Below are 23,405 nucleotides of genomic sequence, written 5' to 3'. Positions count from 1 at the left end.
TGGTAGTGATACCCCAGAGGATTAGATGGCCAAAGAAGACAATATTGAAATGCAGGGTACCGTACTTGATACGTTGCCTAACACCATGTTTCGCGTAGAGCTGGAAAACGGTCACGTGGTAACTGCGCACATCTCCGGTAAAATGCGCAAAAACTACATCCGCATTTTAACGGGCGACAAAGTGACTGTTGAACTGACCCCGTACGACCTGAGCAAAGGCCGCATTGTCTTCCGTAGTCGCTAATTGTTTTCGCCTGTAATGGCAGATGAATATATAAAGGTCGGGTTAACCCCGGCCTTTTTTATTTAACGGCTTAATGCCGGGCAGGAAGATGTATTGTCATGCGGGGCTGCGCCGGCGTGATTAAATCCCCGGCCATGGAATGCGCCATCTCATGCAGCAATCCCGTCAGGTGCGGCAGCATATCCCGATCAAAATGGGACACCAGCAGCACGTGGTTTACTGCCCGGCAGTAGTCGCACTTTGTTTCGGTATCTTCCAGAAGCCACGCTTTTTGTCGCGGTGGTTCAGCGTCCTCATCAAATTCCACTATCTGAAAATCACGCATTGATTCTGTGAGTCCGGCTTTGACTTCTTCCAGATACGCGCCTAAACAGCGGCACACGGGTTGCGTTTGCGGGTGGGCGTTGCAGTCCAGCAGAATTTCGGTGAGCAGCATGCAGCGCCCGGCCAGGGTCGGGAGATCGGGGTTGAGTGAGAGTTCGCTGTAGAGCTGGGAGAAAGAGTTTTCTGTATTCATTGGGTAATACCTTCACACACGTTGAGTTACCACCGCAGGAAACGCCAGATTCGCTGGCGGCGGACGAAAAGGAATTGGCGTACCAGTGTGTGTGCTACTGGCGCTTCAAAAGAAGCTTCCGATTCGCCCGCCAGATGCAGAATTATACCCTTTTCCTTAGGGCGAACGAAGCCTGCAGCAATGGTGCTGCTCACACACTTTCAGGACGCCAATCCTGACACCTGATTTTGCAGGTGCGCCGCCATTCTAGGACTGTGAATTTATACAGCAATGAGTGAGATGAAAATATGGAAAGCACCTCGCAAAGTTTCGGTGCGGGCAGGCATAAAAAAACCGGGCAGTGAATTGCCCGGTTTTTAAGACTAATGCTGGAAATCAGTGAGCCGCTTCCGGCTTGTGCTTCTGCGCACTCTGGAAATCGTACGTCAGCTCATTCTTCTCCTGGTCCAGCGCGACCGTCACCTGACCGCCGTCTACCAGCAAGCCAAACAGCAGCTCGTTCGCCAGCGGTTTCTTCAGGTTGTCCTGAATCACGCGCGCCATTGGACGGGCCCCCATCGCACGGTCGTAGCCTTTTTCAGCCAGCCAGTTGCGGGCCTCCTGGCTCACTTCCAGCGACACGCCTTTCTGATCCAGCTGAACCTGCAGTTCGACGATGAACTTATCCACTACCTGATGGATTACCTCGGTAGAGAGGTGATCGAACCAGATAATGTTGTCCAGACGGTTACGGAACTCCGGCGTAAAGATCTTCTTGATCTCTTCCATCGCATCGGTGCTGTTATCCTGATGGATAAGGCCGATAGATTTGCGCTCCGTTTCACGTACACCGGCGTTGGTGGTCATTACCAGCACTACGTTGCGGAAGTCCGCCTTGCGCCCGTTGTTATCGGTCAGCGTCCCGTTGTCCATCACCTGCAGCAAGATGTTGAACACGTCCGGGTGCGCTTTCTCAATTTCATCGAGCAGCAGTACCGCGTGCGGATGCTTTATAACCGCGTCAGTTAACAGACCGCCCTGGTCAAAGCCCACATAGCCCGGAGGCGCACCAATCAAACGGCTGACGGTGTGACGCTCCATGTACTCGGACATATCAAAACGCAGCAGCTCAATGCCCAGCGCTTTGGAGAGCTGAACCGTTACCTCGGTTTTCCCCACACCGGTCGGACCGGCGAACAGGAAGGAACCGACAGGCTTATGTTCATGCCCCAGTCCGGCACGGGCCATCTTGATGGCTTCGGTTAACGCCTCAATGGCTTTATCCTGCCCAAAGACCAGCATTTTCAGGCGATTGCCAAGGGTGCGCAGCGTGTCACGGTCGCTCTGAGAAACGCTCTTCTCAGGGATACGCGCGATACGGGCCACCACGGTCTCGATATCCGCCACGTTAACGGTTTTCTTACGCTTGCTGGCTGGCATCAGACGCGCACGCGCCCCTGCCTCATCAATCACGTCAATGGCCTTATCCGGCAGATGACGATCGTTGATGTATTTCACCGCCAGCTCCACCGCCGCACGCACCGCTTTGGCGGTATAACGCACATCGTGGTGTGCTTCGTACTTCGGTTTCAGACCGTTGATGATCTGCACGGTTTCTTCAACAGAAGGTTCAGTCACATCGATTTTCTGGAAACGACGCGCCAGGGCACGATCTTTCTCAAAGATGTTGCTGAACTCCTGATACGTTGTAGAGCCAATCACGCGGATCTTACCGCTGGAGAGCAGCGGTTTAATCAGGTTAGCGGCATCCACCTGACCACCCGAGGCCGCACCGGCACCGATGATGGTGTGGATCTCATCGATAAACAGAATGCTGTTGGTGTCCTGCTCGAGCTGTTTCAAAAGCGCCTTAAAGCGTTTTTCAAAATCGCCGCGGTATTTAGTGCCCGCCAGCAGCGAGCCAATATCCAGCGAGTAGATGGTGCAATCGGCAATCACTTCCGGTACGTCACCCTGCACAATACGCCAGGCGAGACCCTCGGCAATCGCGGTTTTACCGACACCAGATTCACCCACCAGCAGCGGGTTGTTCTTGCGGCGACGGCACAATACCTGGATCGCGCGCTCCAGCTCTTTATCGCGACCAATCAGCGGATCAATACCGCCAACGCGAGCAAGCTGGTTGAGATTGGTGGTGAAGTTTTCCATACGATCCTCCCCGCCTGCTTGCTCTTCATTGTTATTGACCTGATTGCTGGAATCCGATGCCTGGTTCGGCTCGTCTTTACGCGTTCCGTGAGAGATAAAGTTAACCACGTCGAGTCGGCTGACTTCATGTTTGCGCAGCAGGTAGGCAGCCTGTGACTCCTGCTCGCTGAAGATGGCGACCAGCACATTTGCGCCCGTCACTTCGCTACGCCCGGAAGACTGGACGTGGAAGACCGCACGCTGCAACACGCGCTGGAAGCTGAGCGTCGGCTGCGTGTCGCGCTCTTCTTCACTGGCTGGCAGCACCGGTGTGGTTTGTTCGATGAAGGCTTCGAGTTCCTGACGTAGCGCCACCAGATCCACGGAGCAGGCTTCCAGCGCTTCGCGGGCAGATGGGTTGCTAAGCAGTGCGAGCAGTAAATGCTCGACGGTCATAAACTCATGTCGGTGCTCACGCGCTCTGGCGAAAGCCATATTTAAACTGAGTTCCAGTTCTTGATTGAGCATAGGCACCTCCCCCAAATTTTATGCCTTATCAGGCCTTTTCCAGCGTACACAGCAACGGATGCTCGTTCTCCCTCGCATAATCGTTCACCATCGCGACTTTGGTCTCCGCCACTTCGGCGGTAAAGATGCCGCAGATAGCTTTGCCACGATAATGAACGGTAAGCATCAGTTGCGTTGCACGTTCTACATCATAAGAAAAGAACTTTTGTAGCACGTCAATAACAAATTCCATCGGCGTGTAATCATCGTTCATTAACATAACTTTATACATAGATGGCGGTTTTAGCGCGTCACGCACTTTATCTTCCGCCAGCTGGTCAAAATCCAGCCAGTCGTTGGTCTTACCCATTTTGCATAACCACTTTGAATCTACCTCAGATGTTAGATAACAATCATCTATTACTGTCATCCGCGATGTCTGTCACAAACTGTTGCAATAGCGTTAACTGCTTCAAACTTTGGTTGATTATTGTCCCATCTCAAGCGCCAAACGCTTGACGACTTCTTTCGTTTCTCTAAATTGTACAAGCGTGAGATGGCGAGGTTTTGAACAGCCCCCACTCCACCACCGGTTCATTCCATCTTAACTTATAAGATTTACGAAGGATGTCGAAGCATGGAAATGGGTACTGTTAAGTGGTTCAACAACGCCAAAGGGTTTGGCTTCATCTGCCCCGAAGGCGGCGGCGAGGATATCTTCGCTCACTATTCCACCATTCAGATGGATGGTTACAGAACGCTCAAAGCCGGGCAGTCCGTCCGGTTCGATGTACACCAGGGACCAAAAGGCAATCATGCAAGCCTGATCGTACCCATTGAAGCAGAAACGGTCGCATAGCTCTCTGTTTTATTGTGTACATCCCGCCGTCAAAATGCCAGCCCGATCGGCTGGCATTTTTATTTTCAGCCTATTCGCGAGCCAACGCATCCACAGGATCCAGACGCGCCGCATTGCGGGCAGGCAGCCAGCCAAACAAAATACCGGTAAAAGTCGAACACAAAAATGCGGTAAGAATGGCCACCGGCGAGAAACCAATCTCCCAGCCGGGTAAAAAAAGCTGCAGAGCAAACGCGATCATCATCGACAGCGCAATGCCCATCGCGCCGCCCACCAGACACACCAGCACCGCTTCAATCAAAAATTGCTGCAGCACATCGCTGGCTCTGGCACCGACGGCCATGCGGATGCCAATCTCCCGGGTACGTTCCGTGACCGATACCAGCATGATATTCATCACCCCGATACCGCCAACCACCAGCGAGATCACCGCCACCAGCGTCAGGAACAGCTGAAGAGTACGTGTGGTCTTTTCCGCCGTTTTCAAGAGACCGTCCATATTCCAGGTGAAGAAATCTTTCTTCCCGTGACGCAACGTCAGCAGCCGTTCCAGCTGTTGCTCGGCCTGCGCGCTGTCGTAGCCCTCCTTCACGCGAACGGTGATGGAGTTCAGCCAGGACTGCCCCATAATCCGCCCGGAGATAGTGGTATAGGGCAGCCAGACGCGCAGGATCTTGCTGCTGCCAAACATCGACTGTTTCTCTTCCGCCACGCCAATCACCGTCGCAGGCATGTTTCCGACCAGGATAACCTCGCCCACCACGTTGGTTTTATTGGGGAAGAGCTGCCGGCGCGAGTTGGCATCAAGCACCACCACCTGCGCCCGGCCCGCTAACTGCTCGGCATTGAAGGTGGCACCTTCGCTGAAGGTCATGCCATAGACGTTAAAGTAATCGCCGCTGACGCCGTTGGCGCTGGCAGCAACGTCAACATTGCCTACCCGCAGACGGAGGTTTTGCGAGACCGCCGGCGTGGCCGAATTCACCCACGGCTGCTTCTGGATAGCCGCCAGATCGTCATACTTCAGTGCCTGCTGATACTGCGGCTCGTCATCGCCAAAATCTTTGCCGGGATAGACATCAATGGTGTTGGTCCCGATGGCCCGAATATCCGCCAGCACCAGCTGTTTGGCCGCGTCGCCCACGACCACAATCGACACCACCGAGGCGATACCAATGATGATGCCCAGCATGGTCAACAGGGTGCGCATTTTGTTGGCGGCCATCGCCAGCCAGGCCATGGTCAGCGCCTCACGAAACCCGCTGGAAAATTGTCCCCAGCCGGTTGACGCCGGCAGGACTTCTTTCGGCGCCGCCGCCCGGGCGTGTCGCGCCGGCGGGTTGCTGACCAGCTCTCCGTCGCGGATCTCAATGATGCGCTCGGCCTGTGCAGCCACCTGCGGATCGTGGGTAACGATGATGACCGTATGCCCCTGATCGCGAAGCTGGTGAAGGATCGCCATCACCTCTTCACCCGAATGGCTGTCGAGCGCCCCGGTCGGTTCATCTGCGAGGATCACCTGACCGCCGTTCATCAGCGCGCGTGCGATACTGACACGCTGCTGCTGGCCGCCGGAAAGCTGCGAGGGCTGGTACTCCACCCGTTCCGCCAGCCCCAGACGCGTCAGCAGCATCTGGGCGCGCTCAAGGCGTTTTTTCCGCTCGACGCCGGCATAGACCGCCGGCACTTCGACGTTCTGCGCCGCCGTCAGGTGAGAGAGCAGATGGTAACGCTGGAAGATAAAACCGAAATGTTCCCGCCGCAGTTTTGCCAGCGCGTCACCGTCCAGCGTGGAAACATCCATTCCGGCCACCCGATAGGTGCCGCTGGTGGGTCTGTCCAGACAGCCGAGAATATTCATCAGCGTCGATTTACCGGAGCCGGACGCACCGACAATCGCCACCATCTCGCCCGCTTCGACGCGCAGGGTGATCCCCTTCAGCACCTCAACCGGGCCATCGCCCGACGGATAGCTACGACGAATGTCATTCAGCTCAAGCAACGCCGTCATTTAGCGGCTCCGGGCAGGCTTTCGCTGGTGACAACCTCCTCACCCTCTTCCAGCCCTTTGACCACCACCACGTCGGTGTCATTACGTGCACCAATGACCACTTCTCGCTCACGCGTTTCGCCGTTGCGCAGCACTTTCACTTTATAGCGGCTCTCGCCGGTGGATTCACCCAGCGCAGAGAGAGGAATGGTGAGCACATTTTTCACGCCGGTAAGCTGAATGTGCACCTGTGCGGTCATGTCCAGACGCAACACGCCCTGCGGGTTAGGTACCTCGAAGCGCGCATAGTAGAAGATGGCATCGTTCACTTTTTCCGGCGTCGGCAGAATGTCTTTTAGCGCGCCTTCATAGCGCGTCTGAGGATCGCCGAGGACGGTAAACCAGGCTTTCTGCCCCGGCTTCAGATGAATAACATCCGCCTCTGAGACCTGGGCTTTCACCAGCATGGTGCTCATGTCCGCCAGGGTCAGAATGTTGGGCGCCTGCTGCGCCGCAATCACCGTTTGCCCCTGCAGCGTGGTAATTTGAGTCACTTCCCCGGCCATGGGCGCCACAATCTGCGTATAGTCGAGGTTGGTTTTGGCCGTATCCAGCGAGGCCTGGTTGCGCTTGATCTGCGCATCGATAGTCCCGATCTGCGCCTGCTTAACCGCCAGCTCGGTGGCAGCCGTGTCTAAATCTTGTTTCGAGATGGCCTGCGTTTTGGCCAGCGCCTGCTGACGCGTTAACGTTACCTGGGCCAGGTTGCGCTCAGCCTGCGCCTGTGCACGCTGGGCACGCAGTTCCATGAGCGTGGCTTCCACCTCACGGATCTGGTTTTGCGCCTGCTCAGGATCGATAACGCCCAGCAGCTGGGCTTTTTTCACCTTGTCGCCAATCTCAACCGAGAGCGTTTTCAACTGACCGCTTACCTGTGCACCCACGTCAACCTTGCGCAGGGCATCCAGTTTTCCCGTCGCCAGCACGTTTTGCTGCAGCTCGCCCGGACGGACAATCAGTGTTTGATACTGTGGTACAGGGGCATTCAGGATCTGCCATAGCCAGAACCCTCCCCCGATAACAATTACCGCCAGCAGCAGAAACCACGTTCTGCGTTTTCCCTTGAGGTTCATAAATATTCCAAATAAATGTTCTGGCAATTATAAACGTTGATTCTATCTAAACGACTCCTCAACGAAACCCCCGCGCACCGAAATCGCCTCAATTTGTTGATGAGTTATTGAAATTTCGCCTGCTGAAATAGAGCCCTTCCTTCAGAAGCAGGATCTAACATGTCTTCCATCGTCGATACACTTATTTCTCATCAGCCCCAGCCTAAATCCGGCTGGCAGCTCTTCAATAATCTGGCCTTCGGGAAGATCACTCCGGGGCTGGCATGGCAAAACCCCGCTTATCGACGTAAGTTCATGCTCCGTTCGCTGATGACACCGTTCAGCACCACGCGTCTGCTGTCAGAGCTGGCAAAGCAGCCGCGCCTGATGCAAATGTTGCAGGTGCAGCCGGGGCTGCCGTGCCGCCTGCACCGCCCGTGGTTAACGGTGGACATGGATCGCCGACAGGCGCTGGAATCGCTGACCTGGCACTACCAGACCATGACGCGCCAGCTTCCGGCAACGCTGGTCAAGGGTTACCTTTCACCGCAGGGGGCAACCCTGCTGACCCTGACCGGAAAAGACGAACAGCAGTTTACTGTGCGCCTGTGCGCCGACGCCTTCATGGATAAAGAGGGTGAAGCCACCCTCGTCTTTTGTAACCATCAGAATACCGTGCTGGCGGAAATGACCTTCACGCTGTGCCCGTTTGAAGGAAAAACAACGCTGTTCATCGGCGGCCTGCAGGGGGCAAAAGCACACGTTCCACATGAACTGATCCAGGGGGCGACCAAAGCGTGTCACGGCCTGTTCCCGAAACGCCTGCTGGTTGAAACGGCAATGACGCTTGGCGCAGCTTTCCCGGTTGAGCATATTGTCGCGGTGAGTAACGCCACGCATATCTACCGCAGCTGGCGTTACCGCAAGAAAAAAGAGGGGAAACTGCTGGCCGATTATGACAGCTTCTGGCTCTCCCTCGGTGGGCAGAAACAGGATAACGGCCACTTCATGCTGCCGCTCGCCATGCCCCGTAAGCCGATGGAAGAGATTGCGAGCAAAAAGCGCGCTGAGTACCGCCGCCGCTATGCGCTACTGGACAGCCTGACGCAACACGTCACGCAGGCGACCCGCGCTTAATCCGCTTTCCCGCGTGCCAGCCACAGCACGCGGGAGAACATCTTGCGCAGCAGCGTCGGCACGGACTCCACGCCACGTCTCCCCGCTTCCGTCGCCACCTCAATCGCTAAATCAGGTTTTGAAGAGCGGTGGATAGCTTTGGCAATCACGCGCCGCATGTTCATTGGCACATCCACCGGCACCATCGCAATCCGGTGGAACACGTCGTCGAACCCCTGACGGTACATAAAGTGCTCCATGTCCATGGCCGGCAGCATGGTTAAGTGGTCGCGCTCTTCTTCGCGCTCATTATTTAGCAGGCCACGCACGGTCGCGGCATATTTTTTTCCCGCTTCGTCACCATCCACCAGCACATGCCATTCAATGCCCATCCGCCGGGCGAATTTGATCAGCGGCTTGATCCCCGACTGGGCAAATTCGATGACCTTGATACCTTCGGCATCAAAATGGTGTCCGCACTGACGCGCCAGTTCGTTGATAACCCAGGTTTCCGTTTCTCCCTCAACCAGCAGCCAGCAACGGGCGAACAGCGACGACGCACGATTAAAGCGGATGTGGAACGAGATACGACGTCCCTCTTCCGCGTTCATCCCGCCCGGCCCGAGGCGATAGGCGGTGACGCGGGAAGACTCACGTACCAGACGGCAGACGTGCTCAACCGGGGTCAGCGACAATAACTCGCCGGAATTGGTGGTGGTCACGCGCTGCAGCGGCAGCAGATTCAACAGGTGCCACGCCACCGAGAGCATGATCGGGTGCAGGCGCGTTTCCGGGTCTTCCACCAGCAGCAGCGGGCGGGCGTCACGGTCGAGACGAACGGTACCCTTGGCCTGCAAGAGCGTCGAAAACAGCCCCAGCAAAATTACCCGATGGGTACGGCCACCGGGCCTGTCAATCATCCGGTTAATGATATCGAGGTAACGCCAGCTGCGTTGTTCATCGTGAGAGCGGCGGCGCATCAGACGATGGCGCGACTCCGACGTCCCCTGCTCGGAAAAATAGTGTTCCAGCAGTTGTACCATTGCCGACAACCCCTGGCGGATTTGACCATCGGTCAGATTTTGCGGACGCGCCACCAGCTCTCGCGCCAGGAAATCCAGCTCGCGGGCGGTCACTTCCACTTCCGGCATATTCGGTACGGTGCCGTTGCGGATCCGCCGCATAAAACGCGCATCACGCAGGCGCAACACCGGCATCAGGCGAATCAGGTGGCGAGCCAGGTCGTCGATGTCATCCAGCGGAATAGGGTTGGCTTTCTCATCGAGGAAATCACGCAGGGTTAATACACCCTCGTTTTCTGCCATCTCACCTTCCAACCGGTAGAAAATCCGGTGGAAACCGTCGTCGCACGGGACCCAGCAGGGTGATAACGGCCGGAAGCGACGCACGCGGTGACGCCCCGGCTCGGATTCGCGGAACGTCAGAATAATGTGCAGGTGTTTTTCGCGGCCATTCACATCGCCGGGAGGAAACCAGAAATCATCATGGGCAAAGTGATACAGATCGTCTTCGGGCGAAAGCAGCAGCGTCAGCGCATCCAGAAGGCTGGACTTACCCCACGCGTTCTCACCGATCAGGACGTTGTTCTGCTCAAGCTGCAGCGACAGGCGGTTAATACCGCGGAACCCAACAATTTCCACACGTTCGAGAAGCATAAATCCCCCGCGAGATGATCACTTTTTCCTTTAAGTTATCAGCAGTATAGCGGCAGGAACTTTGACACGACAGCACAACCTTCGTGCTGTAGAGAATTGGTCTATGCTCTACTTACCATCGATTTGAACAAGGAATGACATCACGTTGCCATAAATCAAATTAACCGAATTAATTTTAGTGGCGAAGGGATGTTTTTGTTTTTAAAATAATGGCTCTTTGAGTCGTCATCCCTTTTTTGACGATATCCCGCACGCAGGAACGCGTGTGAAGTTTATTATTGAGGTGGTTATGTTTAGAAAATTAGCAGCAGAATGCTTTGGTACATTCTGGCTGGTGTTTGGTGGCTGCGGTAGCGCCGTTCTGGCAGCAGCATTTCCGGAATTAGGTATTGGTTTTGTCGGCGTAGCGCTGGCATTCGGTTTAACCGTATTAACCATGGCGTTTGCCGTGGGTCATATTTCCGGTGGTCATTTTAACCCGGCGGTGACATTAGGTTTATGGGCGGGCGGTCGTTTCCCTGCTAAAGAAGTCATTGGTTATATTGTGGCCCAGGTTGTTGGCGGGATTATTGCTGCAGCGGTTCTGTACGTTATTGCCAGCGGTAAAGCCGGCTTTGACGCCGCCGCAAGCGGCTTCGCCTCAAACGGTTTCGGCGAACACTCCCCTGGCGGTTACTCCATGCTCTCTGCCATCGTGATTGAAATTGTGCTGACCGCAGGCTTCCTGCTGGTGATCCACGGCGCAACCGACAAACACGCCCCGGCGGGCTTCGCGCCTATCGCCATTGGTCTGGCGCTGACGCTTATCCACCTGATCTCTATTCCGGTCACTAACACCTCCGTAAACCCGGCGCGCAGTACTGCCGTCGCTATTTTCCAGGGCGGCTGGGCGCTTGAGCAGCTGTGGCTGTTCTGGGTAATGCCAATCATCGGCGGTATTCTGGGCGGCGTGCTGTATCGCACCCTGCTGGAAAAACGCGATTAACTACGTGTGCAGTCGGGTAGCACTTACGCTTACCCGACCTGCATGACAACACTCAGGCCGGGTCAGGCGTTGCTGCCACCCGGCTTTTTTGTTGCTCCTTTACCTGACAACGTTTATTGGGTAGTGTCTCTGGCGCTTAACAGATATTCACAAGGACCCGTTGTTCATGTTTTCAGGACTCCTCATCATTCTGCTGCCTCTGATTGTGGGCTACCTTATCCCGCTGCATCGCGAATCCGCGTTACGGCTTATCAACCGTTTTCTGAGCTGGATTGTCTACGTCATTCTTTTCTTTATGGGGATAAGCCTGGCGTTTCTGGATAATCTGGCCACCAATCTGCTGGCGATCCTGCATTATTCTGTCGTCACCTGCGCCGTTATTTTGCTGTGCAATATTGCCGCACTTTTCTGGCTTGAGCGCACTATTCCGTGGAAAAATCACCACCATCAGGAAAAACTGCCGTCACGAATTGCAATGGCGCTGGAATCTTTAAAATTATGCGGCGTCGTGGTGCTGGGTTTTGTTCTTGGGCTGAGCGGATGGAATTTTTTACAGCACGCGACGGAAGCCAGTGAATATACCCTCATTTTCCTGCTGTTCCTTATCGGTATTCAGCTACGAAATAATGGCATGACGTTGAAACAGATTGTCCTTAATCGCCGTGGAATGATCGTCGCGGTTATCGTTGTCATTAGCTCACTGGTGGCGGGCGTGATTAACGCTTTTATTCTCGGCCTGCCGTTAAAAACCGGTCTGGCAATGGCCTCCGGATTTGGCTGGTATTCCCTTTCCGGTATTCTGCTGACCGAATCGTTCGGTCCAGTCATCGGGAGCGCCGCCTTCTTTAACGACCTGGCGCGGGAATTAATTGCCATTATGCTGATCCCGGGCCTGGTGCGCCGCAGTCGCTCGACCGCACTGGGTCTGTGTGGCGCCACGTCGATGGACTTTACCCTGCCGGTTCTGCAGCGTTCAGGTGGGCTGGAGATGGTGCCTGCCGCCATCGTACACGGCTTTATTTTGAGCCTGCTGGTTCCCGTTCTGATGGCGTTTTTCTCCGCCTGATACTCCTCTGGCGGTAGGCTTTCTGCCGCCAAAATTGCGCTAAATCAATCTCCCTCTATTTTGTAGAAGAAAGCCCTTTTCACCGTTCAGTCACAAGCATAATCTCAAACATGTATATCAAATATAACTTTAACAGGTGTGATTATGTTTTGTGTGCAATGTGAACAAACCATCCGTACCCCGGCAGGCAATGGCTGCTCTTATGCGCAAGGTATGTGCGGCAAAACCGCAGAAACATCAGACCTGCAGGATCTGCTGATTGCCGCCCTGCAAGGCCTTTCCGCATGGGCATTCAAGGCCCGCGAATATGGCATTATTGACCACTATGTAGACAGTTTCGCCCCCCGCGCCTTTTTCTCCACGCTGACTAACGTTAACTTTGATTCCCCGCGCATCGTCGGCTATGCCCGCGAAGCGATTGCGTTGCGTGAAGCGCTGAAAGCGCAGTGCCTGAGCGCCGATGCCAACGCACGGGTAGAAAACCCAATGGCAGACCTGCAGCTGGTGAGCGATGACCTGGGCGAGCTGCAGCGTCAGGCAGCAGAATTCACCCCCAACAAAGATAAAGCGGCGATTGGCGAGAACATTCTCGGCCTGCGTCTGCTCTGCCTGTACGGCCTGAAAGGGGCCGCGGCCTATATGGAACACGCACACGTTCTGGGCCAGTACGATAACGCTATCTATGCTCAGTACCACAAAATCATGGCGTGGCTGGGTACCTGGCCTGCCGAGATGAATCCGCTGCTCGAATGTTCAATGGAAATCGGCCAGATGAACTTCAACGTGATGCGTATTCTGGATGCCGGTGAAACCCGCACCTACGGCCACCCGACGCCGACGCAGGTTAACGTTAAAGCGACCGAAGGCAAGTGCATCCTGATCTCCGGCCATGACCTGAAAGACCTCTATAACCTGCTGAAGCAGACCGAAGGCACGGGCATTAACGTCTATACCCACGGCGAAATGCTGCCCGCACACGGCTACCCGGAACTGCGTAAATTTAAACACCTGGTCGGGAACTACGGCAGCGGCTGGCAGAACCAGCAGGTTGAGTTCGCCCGTTTCCCGGGCCCCATCGTCATGACCTCTAACTGCATCATCGACCCCACCGTTGGCGCGTATGACGACCGCATCTGGACCCGCAGCATCGTTGGCTGGCCGGGTGTGAGCCACCTGGAAGGGGATGATTTCGGCCCGGTCATTGCCCAGGCGCAGCAGATGGGTGGCTTCCCGTACAGCGAAATCGAACATCTGATCACCGTCGGCTTTGGTCGCGAAACCCTGCTCGGTGCCGCGGATTCACTGATTGACCTCGTGAGCCGTGAAAAACTGCGCCATATCTTCCTGATTGGCGGCTGTGACGGCGCGCGCGGTGAGCGTAACTACTTCACCGATTTCGCCACCAGCGTACCGGAAGATTGCCTGATCCTGACGCTGGCGTGTGGTAAATACCGTTTCAACAAGCTGGACTTCGGCAACATTGAAGGTTTGCCACGTCTGGTCGATGCGGGTCAGTGTAACGACGCCTACTCTGCCATCATTCTGGCCGTCACGCTGGCGGAAAAACTGGGCTGCGGCGTCAACGATCTGCCGCTGTCGCTGGTGCTCTCCTGGTTTGAACAGAAAGCGATTGTCATCCTGCTGACCCTGCTCTCTCTCGGCGTGACCAACATTGTGACCGGCCCAACCGCACCCGGCTTCCTGACACCGGATCTGCTGGCCGTGCTGAACGAGAAGTTTGGTCTGCGTTCCGTGACCACCGTAGAAGAAGATATGCAGCAGCTGCTGAGCGCGTAAGGAGTTATTCATGACCATGCCAACCTCACAATGTCCGTGGCGGATGCAGGTTCATCACATCCATCAGGAGACGCCGGATGTGTGGACGCTGTCCCTGCTGTGCCATGACTACTATCCGTATCGTGCAGGTCAGTATGCGCTGGTCAGTGTCCGCAACTCAGCGGACACGCTGCGCGCCTACACGATCTCCTCAACGCCGGGCGTGAGCGAGTACATCACGCTCACTATCCGCCGTATCGATGATGGCGCAGGCTCGCAGTGGCTGACCCGGGACGTGAAGCGCGGGGATTACCTCTGGCTGTCGGACGCACACGGGGATTTCACCTGTGACGATAAAGCGGAAGATAAATTCCTGCTGCTGGCCGCCGGGTGCGGCGTCACGCCGATCATGTCAATGCGTCGCTGGCTGGCGAAAAACCGTCCGCAGGCAGATGTTCAGGTGATCTTCAGCGTGCGCTCGCCGGAAGATGTGATCTTTGCCGAAGAGTGGCGTAACTATCCGGTGACGATGGTAGCGGAACATAACGCAACCCACGGTTTTGTCGCCGGGCGTCTGAGCCGTGAACTGCTGCAAAGCGTCCCGGATCTCGCGGAACGTACCGTGATGACCTGTGGGCCGGCGCCGTATATGGATATCGTTGAGCAGGACGTGAAAGCGCTGGGCGTGACCCGCTTCTTCAAAGAGCAGTTCTTCACCCCGGTCGCGGAAGCGGCAACCAGCGGAATTACGTTCACCAGACTGCAGCCTGCTCAGACCTTCTTTGGCCGGGTCGGCACCACGCTACTGGACGCGCTGGAAAGCAACAACGTGCCGGTGGTGGCAGCATGCCGTGCTGGTGTATGTGGCTGCTGCAAGACCAAAGTGGTCTCCGGTGAGTACACCGTGACGAGCACCATGACGCTGACCGAGGCAGAAATCGCCGACGGATACGTACTGGCGTGCTCGTGTCATCCACAGGGCGATCTTGTGCTGGCGTAGCGAATGACGGGGGTAAGCGCTCGCGTTTACCCCCGGTTAGTACGCCTACCGCCAGACCGGCGCTTTCCCCAACGCAAAACGCCCAGCGCCTAAGCATGCTACCGCCAGCGCACCGATAAAGAAGTACACCAGGCTCTCAATCGCCCAGGCACCTACCGCGTCCAGCGCAAAGGTTTCCCCCGTCCCGACCATCAGCCACGCCACAATCATGGTAAACGCCAGCACCAGCGCCGCCGGGCGCGTAAAAAGCCCCACGATAATCAGGACAGGCGCCACCACTTCGCCAATGAGCACGCCGTAGGCGATAAACCCCGGTAATCCTTTTTCCACCAGCATGCCGCTGATGAACCCCACGCCACCCAATAATTTGTGTAAACCGTGAAAAAGCATCAGCACACCGACGGCAAGTCGTAACAAGAGTTTGCCAGCATCGTCGCACGATAGCTTTTCATTAACAGCAATTAACAATGATTTAACCATTTGAAATGATTCCTGTTTTCATCTGTGTAATGACCAGATTATGCCGAATCATTGCGGGTGAAAAGCACCTTTTAATAAGGGGGAAAGCGCGGCAATACAGTGACTTTCTTCTAAGCTTGTAAGCGATATCACTTAAAGGAGATGGACACCCATGAAACAAACCGTGGCTGCATACATAGCAAAAACCCTCGAGCAGGCAGGCGTAAAGCGCATCTGGGGTGTAACCGGCGACTCCCTGAACGGGCTGAGCGATAGCCTCAATAAGATGAAGACCATTGAATGGATGCCAACCCGTCATGAAGAGGTTGCCGCCTTCGCGGCTGGAGCGGAAGCGCAGGTGACGGGTGAACTGGCCGTCTGCGCCGGATCGTGCGGACCGGGCAACCTTCACTTGATCAACGGCCTGTTTGACTGCCACCGTAATCACGTACCGGTCCTGTCAATTGCCGCCCACATCCCTTCTTCCGAAATCGGCAGCGGCTATTTTCAGGAGACGCATCCTCAGGAGCTGTTCCGTGAATGCAGCCACTATTGCGAATTAGTTTCCTCACCAGAACAGATCCCTCAGGTTCTGGCCATTGCAATGCGCAAAGCCGTGCTTAACCGCGGTGTTTCGGTGGTCGTTATTCCCGGTGACGTGGCGCTGAAGGCCGCGCCTGAGGGTGCCAGTTCGCACTGGTATCACGCCCCACAGCCTGTCATCACGCCGGCTGAAGAAGAGCTCAAAAAGCTCGCGCAGCTGCTGCGTTACTCCAGCAATATCGCCCTGATGTGCGGCAGTGGCTGTGCGGGCGCGCACAAAGAGCTGGTGGAATTTGCCGGCAAGTTAAAATCCCCGATTGTTCACGCCCTGCGCGGCAAAGAGCACGTCGAATATGACAATCCGTATGACGTGGGCATGACCGGACTGATCGGTTTTTCCAGCGGTTTCCACACCATGATGAATGCCGACACGCTGATCCTGCTCGGCACCCAGTTCCCGTACCGCGCGTTTTACCCGACGGATGCCAAAATCATTCAGATTGATATTAACCCGGGCAGTATTGGTGCCCACAGTAAAGTCGATATGGCGCTGGTAGGGGACATCAAATCCACCCTCGCCGCCCTGCTGCCGCTGGTGGAAGAAAAAACCGACCGGAAGTTCCTCGACAAAGCCCTCAGTGATTACCGCGATGCACGCAAAGGACTGGACGATCTTGCCAAACCGAGCGACAAAGCCATTCATCCCCAGTATCTGGCGCAGCAAATTAGCCATTTCGCGGACGACGACGCCATCTTTACCTGCGACGTGGGCACCCCGACCGTCTGGGCGGCACGCTATCTGAAGATGAACGGCAAACGCCGTCTGCTGGGGTCGTTCAACCACGGTTCGATGGCCAACGCCATGCCGCAGGCGCTGGGGGCCAAGGCCACCGCACCTGAGCGTCAGGTGGTGGCGATGTGCGGCGACGGCGGGTTCAGCATGCTGATGGGCGATTTCCTGTCGGTTGTGCAGATGAAGCTCCCGCTGAAAATCGTGGTCTTTAACAACAGCGTGCTGGGCTTTGTGGCGATGGAGATGAAGGCAGGTGGCTATCTGACGGACGGCACCGAGCTGCACGACACCAACTTCGCGCGCATCGCTGAAGCCTGCGGCATCACGGGTATTCGCGTAGAGAAAGCCTCAGAAGTCGATGAAGCCCTGCAGCGCGCCTTCTCCATCGACGGTCCGGTACTGGTGGACGTGGTGGTGGCGAAAGAAGAGCTGGCGATCCCACCGCAGATTAAACTCGAGCAGGCCAAAGGATTCAGCCTCTATATGCTGCGCGCCATCATCAGCGGACGCGGTGATGAGGTAATCGAACTGGCAAAAACCAACTGGCTCAGGTAAAACATTTCACATAACCTCTTAAATTAAAGGGATGTGAAATGATTGATTTACGCAGTGATACCGTTACCCGTCCGGGTCGCGCCATGCTCGAAGAGATGATGGCCGCCCCGGTCGGGGACGACGTCTACGGTGACGATCCGACGGTGAATGCGCTGCAGCGTTATGCCGCCGAGCTAAGCGGTAAAGAGGCTGCCCTGTTTCTGCCATCCGGCACCCAGGCCAACCTGGTGGCGTTGCTCAGCCACTGCGAACGCGGTGAAGAGTATATTGCCGGTCAGGGCGCGCACAATTACCTGTACGAAGCAGGCGGTGCGGCGGTACTGGGCAGCATTCAGCCTCAGCCGATTGATGCCGCCCCGGACGGCACCCTGCCCCTCGACAAGGTCGCGGCGAAAATCAAAGTCGATGATGTGCATTTCGCCCGCACCAGGCTGCTCAGTCTGGAAAACACCCACAACGGCAAAGTGCTGCCGCGCGAGTACCTGAAAGCAGCGTGGGAATTCACCCGCGAGCGCAAACTCGGGCTGCACGTGGACGGCGCGCGCATCTTTAACGCCGTGGTGGAGTATGGCTGCGAGCTGAAAGACATCACGCAGTATTGCGATTCGTTCACTATTTGCCTGTCTAAAGGGCTGGGGACGCCCGTTGGCTCGCTGCTGGTGGGCAATGCGGACTTCATCAAACGCGCGGTCCGCTGGCGTAAGATGACCGGCGGCGGGATGCGCCAGGCCGGTATTCTGGCAGCAGCCGGACTGTACGCCCTGAAAAACAACGTGGCTCGCCTGAAAGACGACCATGAAAACGCCGCGTGGATGGCCGCACAGCTACGCGAGATTGGTGCAGACGTTATGCGCCACGATACCAACATGCTGTTCATTCGCGTGGGCGAAGAGCACGCTGCCGCGCTGGGTGAGTTTATGAAAGCCCGTGGCGTGTTGATCAACGCCTCGCCGGTGGTACGCCTGGTTATGCACTTAGACGTTAATCGTCAGCAGCTGGCAGACGTGGTGAAACACTGGCAGGCGTTTTTACAGCGCTAAGGAGCAGAGCGTGCCGCAACGTATTCTGGTACTCGGTGCCAGTGGGTATATCGGTCAGCATCTCACCACTGCGTTAAGTCAGCAGGGGCACCAGGTGCTGGCCGTGGCACGCAACACGGAGCGTCTGCAAAAACTGCACCTGCCCGGGGTGACCTGTCACAACGTCGATCTCAACTGGCCCACGACGCTGCCGGCGTTACTGGAAGGGGTCGACACGCTTTACTACCTTGTTCACAGCATGGGCGAAGGGGGCGATTTTATCGCCCACGAGCGTCAGGTGGCGATGAACGTTCGCGACGCGCTGTTGCGCACACCGGTGAAGCAGGTGATTTTTTTAAGCTCGCTGCAGGCGCCTGCTAACGAGCAGTCCGATCATCTTCGCGCCCGTCAGCTCACGGCTGAAACCCTGCGCGGCGCCAATATTCCCGTCACCGAACTGCGGGCGGGGATCATCGTCGGGGCCGGCTCCGCCGCGTTCGAAGTGATGCGCGACATGGTGTACAACCTGCCGGTGCTTACCCCGCCGCGCTGGGTGCGATCGCGCACCACGCCGATTGCGCTGGAAAATTTACGCCATTATCTGGTGGCCCTGCTGGACCATCCGGCTGAGCAACACCGCGTGCTTGAGGCTGCTGGCCCGGAAGTGCTGAGCTACCAGCAACAGTTCGAACATTTTATGCGCGTCAGCGGCCGCCGACGCTGGCTGATCCCCATTCCCTTCCCTACCCGCTGGATCTCGGTGTGGTTTTTAAACGTCATTACGTCCGTGCCACCGACGACCGCAAAAGCGCTGATCCAGGGGCTCAAACACGATCTGCTGGCCGACGATCGTGCGTTGCGTGCGCTGATCCCCCAGACGCTGATCCGTTTCGATGATGCGGTACGCAATACGCTCAAGGTAGAGGAACAGCTGATGAACTCCAGCGACTGGGGCTACGACGCCCAGGCGTTTGCCCGCTGGCGGCCTGAATACGGTTACTTTCCTAAACAGGCTGGCTGCACGGTGAACACCCCGGCAACTCTGGCGGACCTGTGGGAGGTGGTGAATCAGATTGGCGGCAAAGAACGCTATTTCTTCGGCAATATCCTCTGGCAAACCCGTGGCGCACTGGATCTGCTGGTAGGACACAGGCTGGCGAAAGGCCGTCCTGCGCACCCGTATCTTGCGGTAGGCGATACGGTTGACAGCTGGAAGGTGATCATCGTCGAGCCCGAAAAACAGCTGGCGCTGCTGTTTGGCATGAAAGCGCCCGGTCTGGGACGGTTGTGCTTTACGCTAAAAGACAAAGGCGACCATCGTGAACTGGACGTTCGTGCCTGGTGGCACCCGCACGGGATGCCGGGGCTTTTCTACTGGTTGTTAATGATCCCCGCTCACCTGTTTATCTTTCGCGGAATGGCGAAACGTATCGCGCAGCTGGCAGAACAAAAGACGAAAATAACTCAATAAAACTCTTATTCTTTCACCTTTCCCATTGCAACCCGCCGTAATTCACGAAAGAATGCGCACGAAATTCTTTTTCAACACAGTGGATTGATATGAAGGTACTGGTTACCGGGGCGACCAGCGGCTTAGGCCGAAATGCGGTCGAGTTTCTGCGCAACAAAGGCATCAGCGTCAGGGCCACCGGTCGCAACGAAGCGATGGGTAAACTGCTGCAAAAAATGGGCGCAGAGTTTGTCCATGCCGACCTGACGGAGCTGGTCTCCTCTCAGGCCAAGGTGATGCTGGCCGGTATCGATACGCTGTGGCACTGCTCCAGTTTTACCTCCCCGTGGGGTACCCAGGAAGCTTTTGACCTCGCCAATGTGCGTGCCACCCGTCGTCTGGGTGAATGGGCCGTGGCCTGGGGCGTGCGTAACTTTATTCATATCTCCTCCCCGTCTCTCTATTTCGACTATCACCATCACCGCGACGTGCAGGAAGATTTTCGCCCGGCGCGCTTTGCCTGTGAGTTTGCCCGCAGTAAAGCGGCCAGCGAAGAGGTGATCGATCTGCTGGCGCAGTCGAACCCGCACACCCGTTTTACCGTATTGCGTCCTCAGAGCCTGTTCGGCCCGCATGACAAAGTGTTTATCCCGCGTCTGGCGCAGATGATGCACCACTACGGCAGCGTGCTGCTGCCCCGCGGTGGCGATGCGATGGTGGATATGACGTACTACGAAAATGCGGTCCACGCCATGTGGCTGGCAAGCCAGCCGGACTGCGATACCCTGATTTCCGGTCGCGCGTACAATATCACCAACGGTGAGCCCTGCACGCTGCGCAGCATCGTGCAAAGGTTGATTGACGAGTTGCAAATCGACTGCCGTATTCGTTCCGTGCCCTACCCGATGCTGGATATGATTGCCCGCAGTATGGAGCGTCTTGGGAGTAAATCGGCGAAAGAGCCTGCGTTGACGCACTACGGTGTCTCAAAGCTCAACTTTGATTTTACGCTGGATATCACCCGTGCAGAGAACGAACTGGGGTATAAGCCGATTGTCTCCCTGGATGAAGGGATTGTGCGTACTGCCGCCTGGCTGCGTGACCACGGCAAATTGCATCGCTAGTTGAGCGCGTTCATCTCAGAGAACAGAGACGAAAACGGCAACCCGAAGGTTGCCGTTTTGTTTTACAGCGCCGTCCAGGCGTCTGACCACGCCAGACCCGCGCCTGGCTCGTAGTACGCCGGGGCATTGTTACACCAGCCGCTGTACGGGAACGGTTTGCACTGGAACAGTTTACCGTGGTTATTCACGATATCGCCTGCCTTGTACTTGCTGTTCGCGCTCCACGCGGCATAAGCACCAGAGGTACCGTCGTTTTCAGACGGCGTCGTGGCTTTCGCTTTAACGTTCAGCAGATAGGAAGTGGTGCTGCTCAGCTCGCCATCGCTCACGGTCAGGCTGACTTCGTACTGTTGAGCCGTCGCAGACTCTGGCGCGGTAAAGGTCACCACCGCCTTGTCTTCACCGGTGACCGTCTGGCCATCCTGTGAACGCCAGGTGTAGGTCAGCGTGTTGCCGTCCTGGTCAGTGGATCCTTCTGCGCTCAGGGATACCTGCGCGCCCGCTTCCACCGCACCGATTGGGCCCGCAATCTGCGCGACCGGTGCGTGGTTCACCACGGTCGGTTCTGCCGGCGTTTCATCCGGAACCGGTGCCGGTGCCGGGGTTTCATCTTCCGATGGCGTCGGTGCCGGAGTGACCGGATGCTCGTCCGGCGTCACGGCGGAACCGTCATCGTTGATGATGTTGACGTTATAGAATTTCTTCACGCAGTTCGTGTAGTCACCCTCTTTAAAGGCGCTGAACGGCGTCTGATAACCGACCAGCTGGCAGGAATACGTTTTACCGTCTGGCGTATCGGCACTCCATCCCCAGTCCTGCTCCCAGTAAATCTTCAGCGCACCGGAGCCGCCTTCATCGAACTGCTTCATGTTGGCACAGCCGAGCACTTCATTTGCCGGGACAGGCACTTTCAGGTACTTCGCAAACTCTTTGTAGTACTTGATACGGTTTTCAGACTGGGCAATCTCAGTCGGGCCGCCACACTCTACGCCACCGTTAATGATCTGGGTGGTCACGCCGAAGCCCGGAACCAGGCCGTTGGCTTTGTCATGATCGTTTGGCTGCCAGGTGCCGTCGATAACCTGCAGCATGCTCGGCTTCGGCGGCTGCGGATAGGCGAAGAAGAAGATGGCGCTTGCCAGGTTCAGCCAGGTGTCAGCCACCAGCTCCGGCTTGTCGAGCAGCGTGCGGACAGTGCCGAACATCGCTTCAGAGAACGGACCGTAGTTGTAGTTATAAGACAGCTGTTTTGCCCCACGGCCAAAGTAACTCACGAAATCGCCGTCTTTGTCTTTGCCGCACGGCCAGGTTTGTCCCTGCCAGATATCAGGATTACATTCGCCGTTGTAACCGCCTTTCTGCCCTTCGGTCCAGCCCATTTCGCGAACGTGAACCAGCGCCTGACGCCATTCGGCTTCCGGACGCCAGCTTTCGTGGCCGCCGGTTTCCTGTGCGAAGTGGGCAAACATGGTGGCCAGCTCTTTACGGCAGATGGCGTCGCTGTCACGGCCGTCGTTGTAGGTCTTACACAGCGCCGGGAATTTGCCCACCGCTTTCAGGAAGTTACTGTAGGTGTAGGACTGCGCTCGCATCGGGAAAAGGTATTCCCAGTCGCTGGCCTTCACAATGCCTTCAACGCGTTTAACGTTATCCGGGTTCGCTGCACGGCCTGGCTCAATCAGCTCAACCTGGGCATTATCCAGCGTACGAATGGTGTCTTTAACCGACGCCATCAGTGGAAAGTTAGTCAGTTCCTGTTCTTTCTTCGCCAGATCGCTGGCTTTCAGGGTGAACGGCTCGCTGGTGGTTGCCTGCAGCGTCGCAGCCTGTGCCATGAAAGGCGCAATGCATGCACCCGCAACGAGCACGTTCAGTAAGGTCCTTTTGGTCATTTCAACTCATCCTATATATAGCAACAAGGGTTAATGCAATCACGGTTTATGTATTATTCCCTTAATAAATAAACCAAAGAGTGCGGTAATTTTTCATTTTCTGAAGCGCACCGCCGGGTACGCTTCAAAAAACAAAAAGCAGAATTAATAAGAGGAACGAGGTTTTATTTCCTGATATTTCACCCAGACCTTGCGGGCATAATTCATACGCTTTGAATAATTCTCTTTTTTCACTCCCGCGTTATAAGCACCGACGGCTTCCCAGTTATAGCCATATACGTTGATCATCGTCGACAGTATTGATGCGCCCACCATAATGGAGGTGCAGGGCTCGGTCACAAGCCGGTTCTCGTCAATGCCCTGGCGCTGCAGTTCGCTGAAATGCGTGCTGTTAATCTGCATTAATCCCACATCCCGCGAGCCATCCTGATTCCACCCCACGGCATTCGGATTCATACCGGATTCCACCTGCGCAATGGCATATAATAAATACGGATCGACATGATAATAATGCGCCGCTTTATCCCAGCAATTTGCTGCCGCACTCTGACTTAAAATAAGCAATAACAATAAAAAGCGTTTCATCTCATTACCT

Annotated in this window: 20 protein-coding genes; 11 read left to right on the top strand and 9 right to left on the bottom strand. The window is 56.0% G+C overall.

Going from position 1 to position 23,405, the window contains the following annotated elements; all coding sequences use genetic code 11:
• The first annotated feature begins 25 nt into the window (after nucleotides 1–25).
• A complete protein-coding gene (gene infA / locus QLG09_RS07910) occupies nucleotides 26–244 on the top strand; it encodes a translation initiation factor IF-1 (RefSeq protein ID WP_002211347.1) in 219 nt (72 codons plus the stop codon).
• Between the two features lie 70 nt (nucleotides 245–314).
• Here infA and QLG09_RS07905 read toward each other — a convergent pair whose 3' ends face one another.
• The 3 genes from QLG09_RS07905 to clpS form a co-directional block, all read right to left on the bottom strand.
• Nucleotides 315–761, bottom strand: coding sequence for a hypothetical protein (locus tag QLG09_RS07905; RefSeq protein ID WP_079231221.1), 447 nt, complete (start codon nucleotides 759–761; stop codon nucleotides 315–317).
• 375 nt (nucleotides 762–1,136) lie between these two features.
• On the bottom strand, nucleotides 1,137–3,416 hold the full coding sequence (gene clpA / locus QLG09_RS07900; RefSeq protein ID WP_020884836.1) for an ATP-dependent Clp protease ATP-binding subunit ClpA: 2,280 nt from the start codon (nucleotides 3,414–3,416) through the stop codon (nucleotides 1,137–1,139).
• 28 nt (nucleotides 3,417–3,444) lie between these two features.
• Nucleotides 3,445–3,765 carry an ATP-dependent Clp protease adapter ClpS gene (gene clpS, locus QLG09_RS07895; RefSeq protein ID WP_006174393.1) on the bottom strand — a complete coding sequence of 107 codons (321 nt, stop codon included), beginning with the start codon at nucleotides 3,763–3,765 and terminating at the stop codon, nucleotides 3,445–3,447.
• Nucleotides 3,766–4,032: 267 nt separating this feature from the next.
• Between clpS and cspD the strand changes: the two genes are divergently transcribed.
• A complete protein-coding gene (cspD, locus tag QLG09_RS07890; RefSeq protein WP_008499993.1) occupies nucleotides 4,033–4,254 on the top strand; it encodes a cold shock-like protein CspD in 222 nt (73 codons plus the stop codon).
• Between the two features lie 70 nt (nucleotides 4,255–4,324).
• On the opposite strand, the gene macB is transcribed toward cspD, so the two are convergent.
• Both macB and macA read right to left on the bottom strand, forming a co-directional pair.
• Nucleotides 4,325–6,265: a macrolide ABC transporter ATP-binding protein/permease MacB gene (macB, locus tag QLG09_RS07885; protein WP_020884837.1), complete on the bottom strand. Its 1,941-nt coding sequence runs from the start codon at nucleotides 6,263–6,265 to the stop codon at nucleotides 4,325–4,327.
• On the bottom strand, nucleotides 6,262–7,377 hold the full coding sequence (gene macA, locus QLG09_RS07880) for a macrolide transporter subunit MacA (RefSeq protein WP_079231223.1): 1,116 nt from the start codon (nucleotides 7,375–7,377) through the stop codon (nucleotides 6,262–6,264). Before macA ends, macB begins: the two co-directional genes overlap by 4 nt.
• 159 nt (nucleotides 7,378–7,536) lie before the next feature.
• Between macA and QLG09_RS07875 the strand changes: the two genes are divergently transcribed.
• Entirely contained in the window at nucleotides 7,537–8,493 is a 957-nt protein-coding gene (locus QLG09_RS07875) for a VirK/YbjX family protein (RefSeq protein ID WP_138013679.1), read from the top strand.
• Here the strand turns inward: QLG09_RS07875 and QLG09_RS07870 are convergent.
• Nucleotides 8,490–10,148, bottom strand: a complete 1,659-nt coding sequence (locus tag QLG09_RS07870) for an ATP-dependent endonuclease (RefSeq protein ID WP_014169354.1) — start codon at nucleotides 10,146–10,148, stop codon at nucleotides 8,490–8,492. The two genes, QLG09_RS07875 and QLG09_RS07870, sit on opposite strands and share 4 nt — an antisense overlap.
• A gap of 289 nt (nucleotides 10,149–10,437) precedes the next feature.
• Between QLG09_RS07870 and aqpZ the strand changes: the two genes are divergently transcribed.
• The 4 genes from aqpZ (at nucleotide 10,438) to hcr (ending at nucleotide 14,975) form a co-directional block, all read left to right on the top strand.
• On the top strand, nucleotides 10,438–11,133 hold the full coding sequence (aqpZ, locus tag QLG09_RS07865; RefSeq protein ID WP_025204573.1) for an aquaporin Z: 696 nt from the start codon (nucleotides 10,438–10,440) through the stop codon (nucleotides 11,131–11,133).
• Nucleotides 11,134–11,299: 166 nt separating this feature from the next.
• The gene (locus tag QLG09_RS07860; protein WP_020884841.1) at nucleotides 11,300–12,199 is read left to right on the top strand and encodes a lysine exporter LysO family protein; all 900 of its coding nucleotides are present in this window, start codon (nucleotides 11,300–11,302) and stop codon (nucleotides 12,197–12,199) included.
• A 144-nt stretch (nucleotides 12,200–12,343) separates the two neighbouring features.
• Nucleotides 12,344–13,996 (top strand): hydroxylamine reductase, encoded by a 1,653-nt coding sequence (gene hcp / locus QLG09_RS07855; RefSeq protein WP_047355715.1) that lies wholly within the window; start codon nucleotides 12,344–12,346, stop codon nucleotides 13,994–13,996.
• Between the two features lie 10 nt (nucleotides 13,997–14,006).
• Nucleotides 14,007–14,975 carry an NADH oxidoreductase gene (gene hcr, locus QLG09_RS07850; protein ID WP_282488806.1) on the top strand — a complete coding sequence of 323 codons (969 nt, stop codon included), beginning with the start codon at nucleotides 14,007–14,009 and terminating at the stop codon, nucleotides 14,973–14,975.
• A gap of 45 nt (nucleotides 14,976–15,020) precedes the next feature.
• Here hcr and QLG09_RS07845 read toward each other — a convergent pair whose 3' ends face one another.
• Entirely contained in the window at nucleotides 15,021–15,455 is a 435-nt protein-coding gene (locus QLG09_RS07845; protein WP_257805886.1) for a DoxX family protein, read from the bottom strand.
• Between the two features lie 151 nt (nucleotides 15,456–15,606).
• Here QLG09_RS07845 and poxB point away from each other — a divergent pair, with 151 nt between their 5' ends.
• The 4 genes from poxB to QLG09_RS07825 all read left to right on the top strand — a co-directional run bounded on the left by poxB (nucleotide 15,607) and on the right by QLG09_RS07825 (nucleotide 20,918).
• Nucleotides 15,607–17,325, top strand: coding sequence for a ubiquinone-dependent pyruvate dehydrogenase (poxB, locus tag QLG09_RS07840; protein WP_282488805.1), 1,719 nt, complete (start codon nucleotides 15,607–15,609; stop codon nucleotides 17,323–17,325).
• 38 nt (nucleotides 17,326–17,363) lie between these two features.
• Nucleotides 17,364–18,365: a low-specificity L-threonine aldolase gene (ltaE, locus tag QLG09_RS07835; RefSeq protein ID WP_282488804.1), complete on the top strand. Its 1,002-nt coding sequence runs from the start codon at nucleotides 17,364–17,366 to the stop codon at nucleotides 18,363–18,365.
• A 10-nt stretch (nucleotides 18,366–18,375) separates the two neighbouring features.
• The gene (locus QLG09_RS07830) at nucleotides 18,376–19,815 is read left to right on the top strand and encodes an SDR family oxidoreductase (protein ID WP_181216396.1); all 1,440 of its coding nucleotides are present in this window, start codon (nucleotides 18,376–18,378) and stop codon (nucleotides 19,813–19,815) included.
• An 89-nt stretch (nucleotides 19,816–19,904) separates the two neighbouring features.
• Complete coding sequence (locus QLG09_RS07825; protein WP_020884845.1) at nucleotides 19,905–20,918, top strand: NAD(P)-dependent oxidoreductase; 1,014 nt, start codon at nucleotides 19,905–19,907, stop codon at nucleotides 20,916–20,918.
• A 62-nt stretch (nucleotides 20,919–20,980) separates the two neighbouring features.
• Here the strand turns inward: QLG09_RS07825 and QLG09_RS07820 are convergent, their stop codons facing one another.
• Both QLG09_RS07820 and iagB read right to left on the bottom strand, forming a co-directional pair.
• Nucleotides 20,981–22,810, bottom strand: a complete 1,830-nt coding sequence (locus QLG09_RS07820) for a glycoside hydrolase family 19 protein (RefSeq protein ID WP_282488803.1) — start codon at nucleotides 22,808–22,810, stop codon at nucleotides 20,981–20,983.
• Between the two features lie 144 nt (nucleotides 22,811–22,954).
• On the bottom strand, nucleotides 22,955–23,395 hold the full coding sequence (gene iagB / locus QLG09_RS07815) for a type III secretion system invasion protein IagB (protein ID WP_047742446.1): 441 nt from the start codon (nucleotides 23,393–23,395) through the stop codon (nucleotides 22,955–22,957).
• Nucleotides 23,396–23,405: the final 10 nt, after the last annotated feature.

Origin of the sequence: Enterobacter sp. V89_11 (assembly GCF_029967775.1) — a bacterium.
GTDB lineage: Bacteria > Pseudomonadota > Gammaproteobacteria > Enterobacterales > Enterobacteriaceae > Enterobacter > Enterobacter ludwigii.
This window is presented reverse-complemented; position numbering and strand designations above follow the sequence as displayed.

Bases quoted from the DNA above. Each gene is read 5' to 3' on its own strand.
- infA (WP_002211347.1), top strand. From the start codon at position 26: ATGGCCAAAGAAGACAATATTGAAATGCAGGGTACCGTACTTGATACG.
- QLG09_RS07905 (WP_079231221.1), bottom strand. From the start codon at position 761: ATGAATACAGAAAACTCTTTCTCCCAGCTCTACAGCGAACTCTCACTC.
- clpA (WP_020884836.1), bottom strand. From the start codon at position 3,416: ATGCTCAATCAAGAACTGGAACTCAGTTTAAATATGGCTTTCGCCAGA.
- clpS (WP_006174393.1), bottom strand. From the start codon at position 3,765: ATGGGTAAGACCAACGACTGGCTGGATTTTGACCAGCTGGCGGAAGAT.
- cspD (WP_008499993.1), top strand. From the start codon at position 4,033: ATGGAAATGGGTACTGTTAAGTGGTTCAACAACGCCAAAGGGTTTGGC.
- macB (WP_020884837.1), bottom strand. From the start codon at position 6,265: ATGACGGCGTTGCTTGAGCTGAATGACATTCGTCGTAGCTATCCGTCG.
- macA (WP_079231223.1), bottom strand. From the start codon at position 7,377: ATGAACCTCAAGGGAAAACGCAGAACGTGGTTTCTGCTGCTGGCGGTA.
- QLG09_RS07875 (WP_138013679.1), top strand. From the start codon at position 7,537: ATGTCTTCCATCGTCGATACACTTATTTCTCATCAGCCCCAGCCTAAA.
- QLG09_RS07870 (WP_014169354.1), bottom strand. From the start codon at position 10,148: ATGCTTCTCGAACGTGTGGAAATTGTTGGGTTCCGCGGTATTAACCGC.
- aqpZ (WP_025204573.1), top strand. From the start codon at position 10,438: ATGTTTAGAAAATTAGCAGCAGAATGCTTTGGTACATTCTGGCTGGTG.
- QLG09_RS07860 (WP_020884841.1), top strand. From the start codon at position 11,300: ATGTTTTCAGGACTCCTCATCATTCTGCTGCCTCTGATTGTGGGCTAC.
- hcp (WP_047355715.1), top strand. From the start codon at position 12,344: ATGTTTTGTGTGCAATGTGAACAAACCATCCGTACCCCGGCAGGCAAT.
- hcr (WP_282488806.1), top strand. From the start codon at position 14,007: ATGACCATGCCAACCTCACAATGTCCGTGGCGGATGCAGGTTCATCAC.
- QLG09_RS07845 (WP_257805886.1), bottom strand. From the start codon at position 15,455: ATGGTTAAATCATTGTTAATTGCTGTTAATGAAAAGCTATCGTGCGAC.
- poxB (WP_282488805.1), top strand. From the start codon at position 15,607: ATGAAACAAACCGTGGCTGCATACATAGCAAAAACCCTCGAGCAGGCA.
- ltaE (WP_282488804.1), top strand. From the start codon at position 17,364: ATGATTGATTTACGCAGTGATACCGTTACCCGTCCGGGTCGCGCCATG.
- QLG09_RS07825 (WP_020884845.1), top strand. From the start codon at position 19,905: ATGAAGGTACTGGTTACCGGGGCGACCAGCGGCTTAGGCCGAAATGCG.
- QLG09_RS07820 (WP_282488803.1), bottom strand. From the start codon at position 22,810: ATGACCAAAAGGACCTTACTGAACGTGCTCGTTGCGGGTGCATGCATT.
- iagB (WP_047742446.1), bottom strand. From the start codon at position 23,395: ATGAAACGCTTTTTATTGTTATTGCTTATTTTAAGTCAGAGTGCGGCA.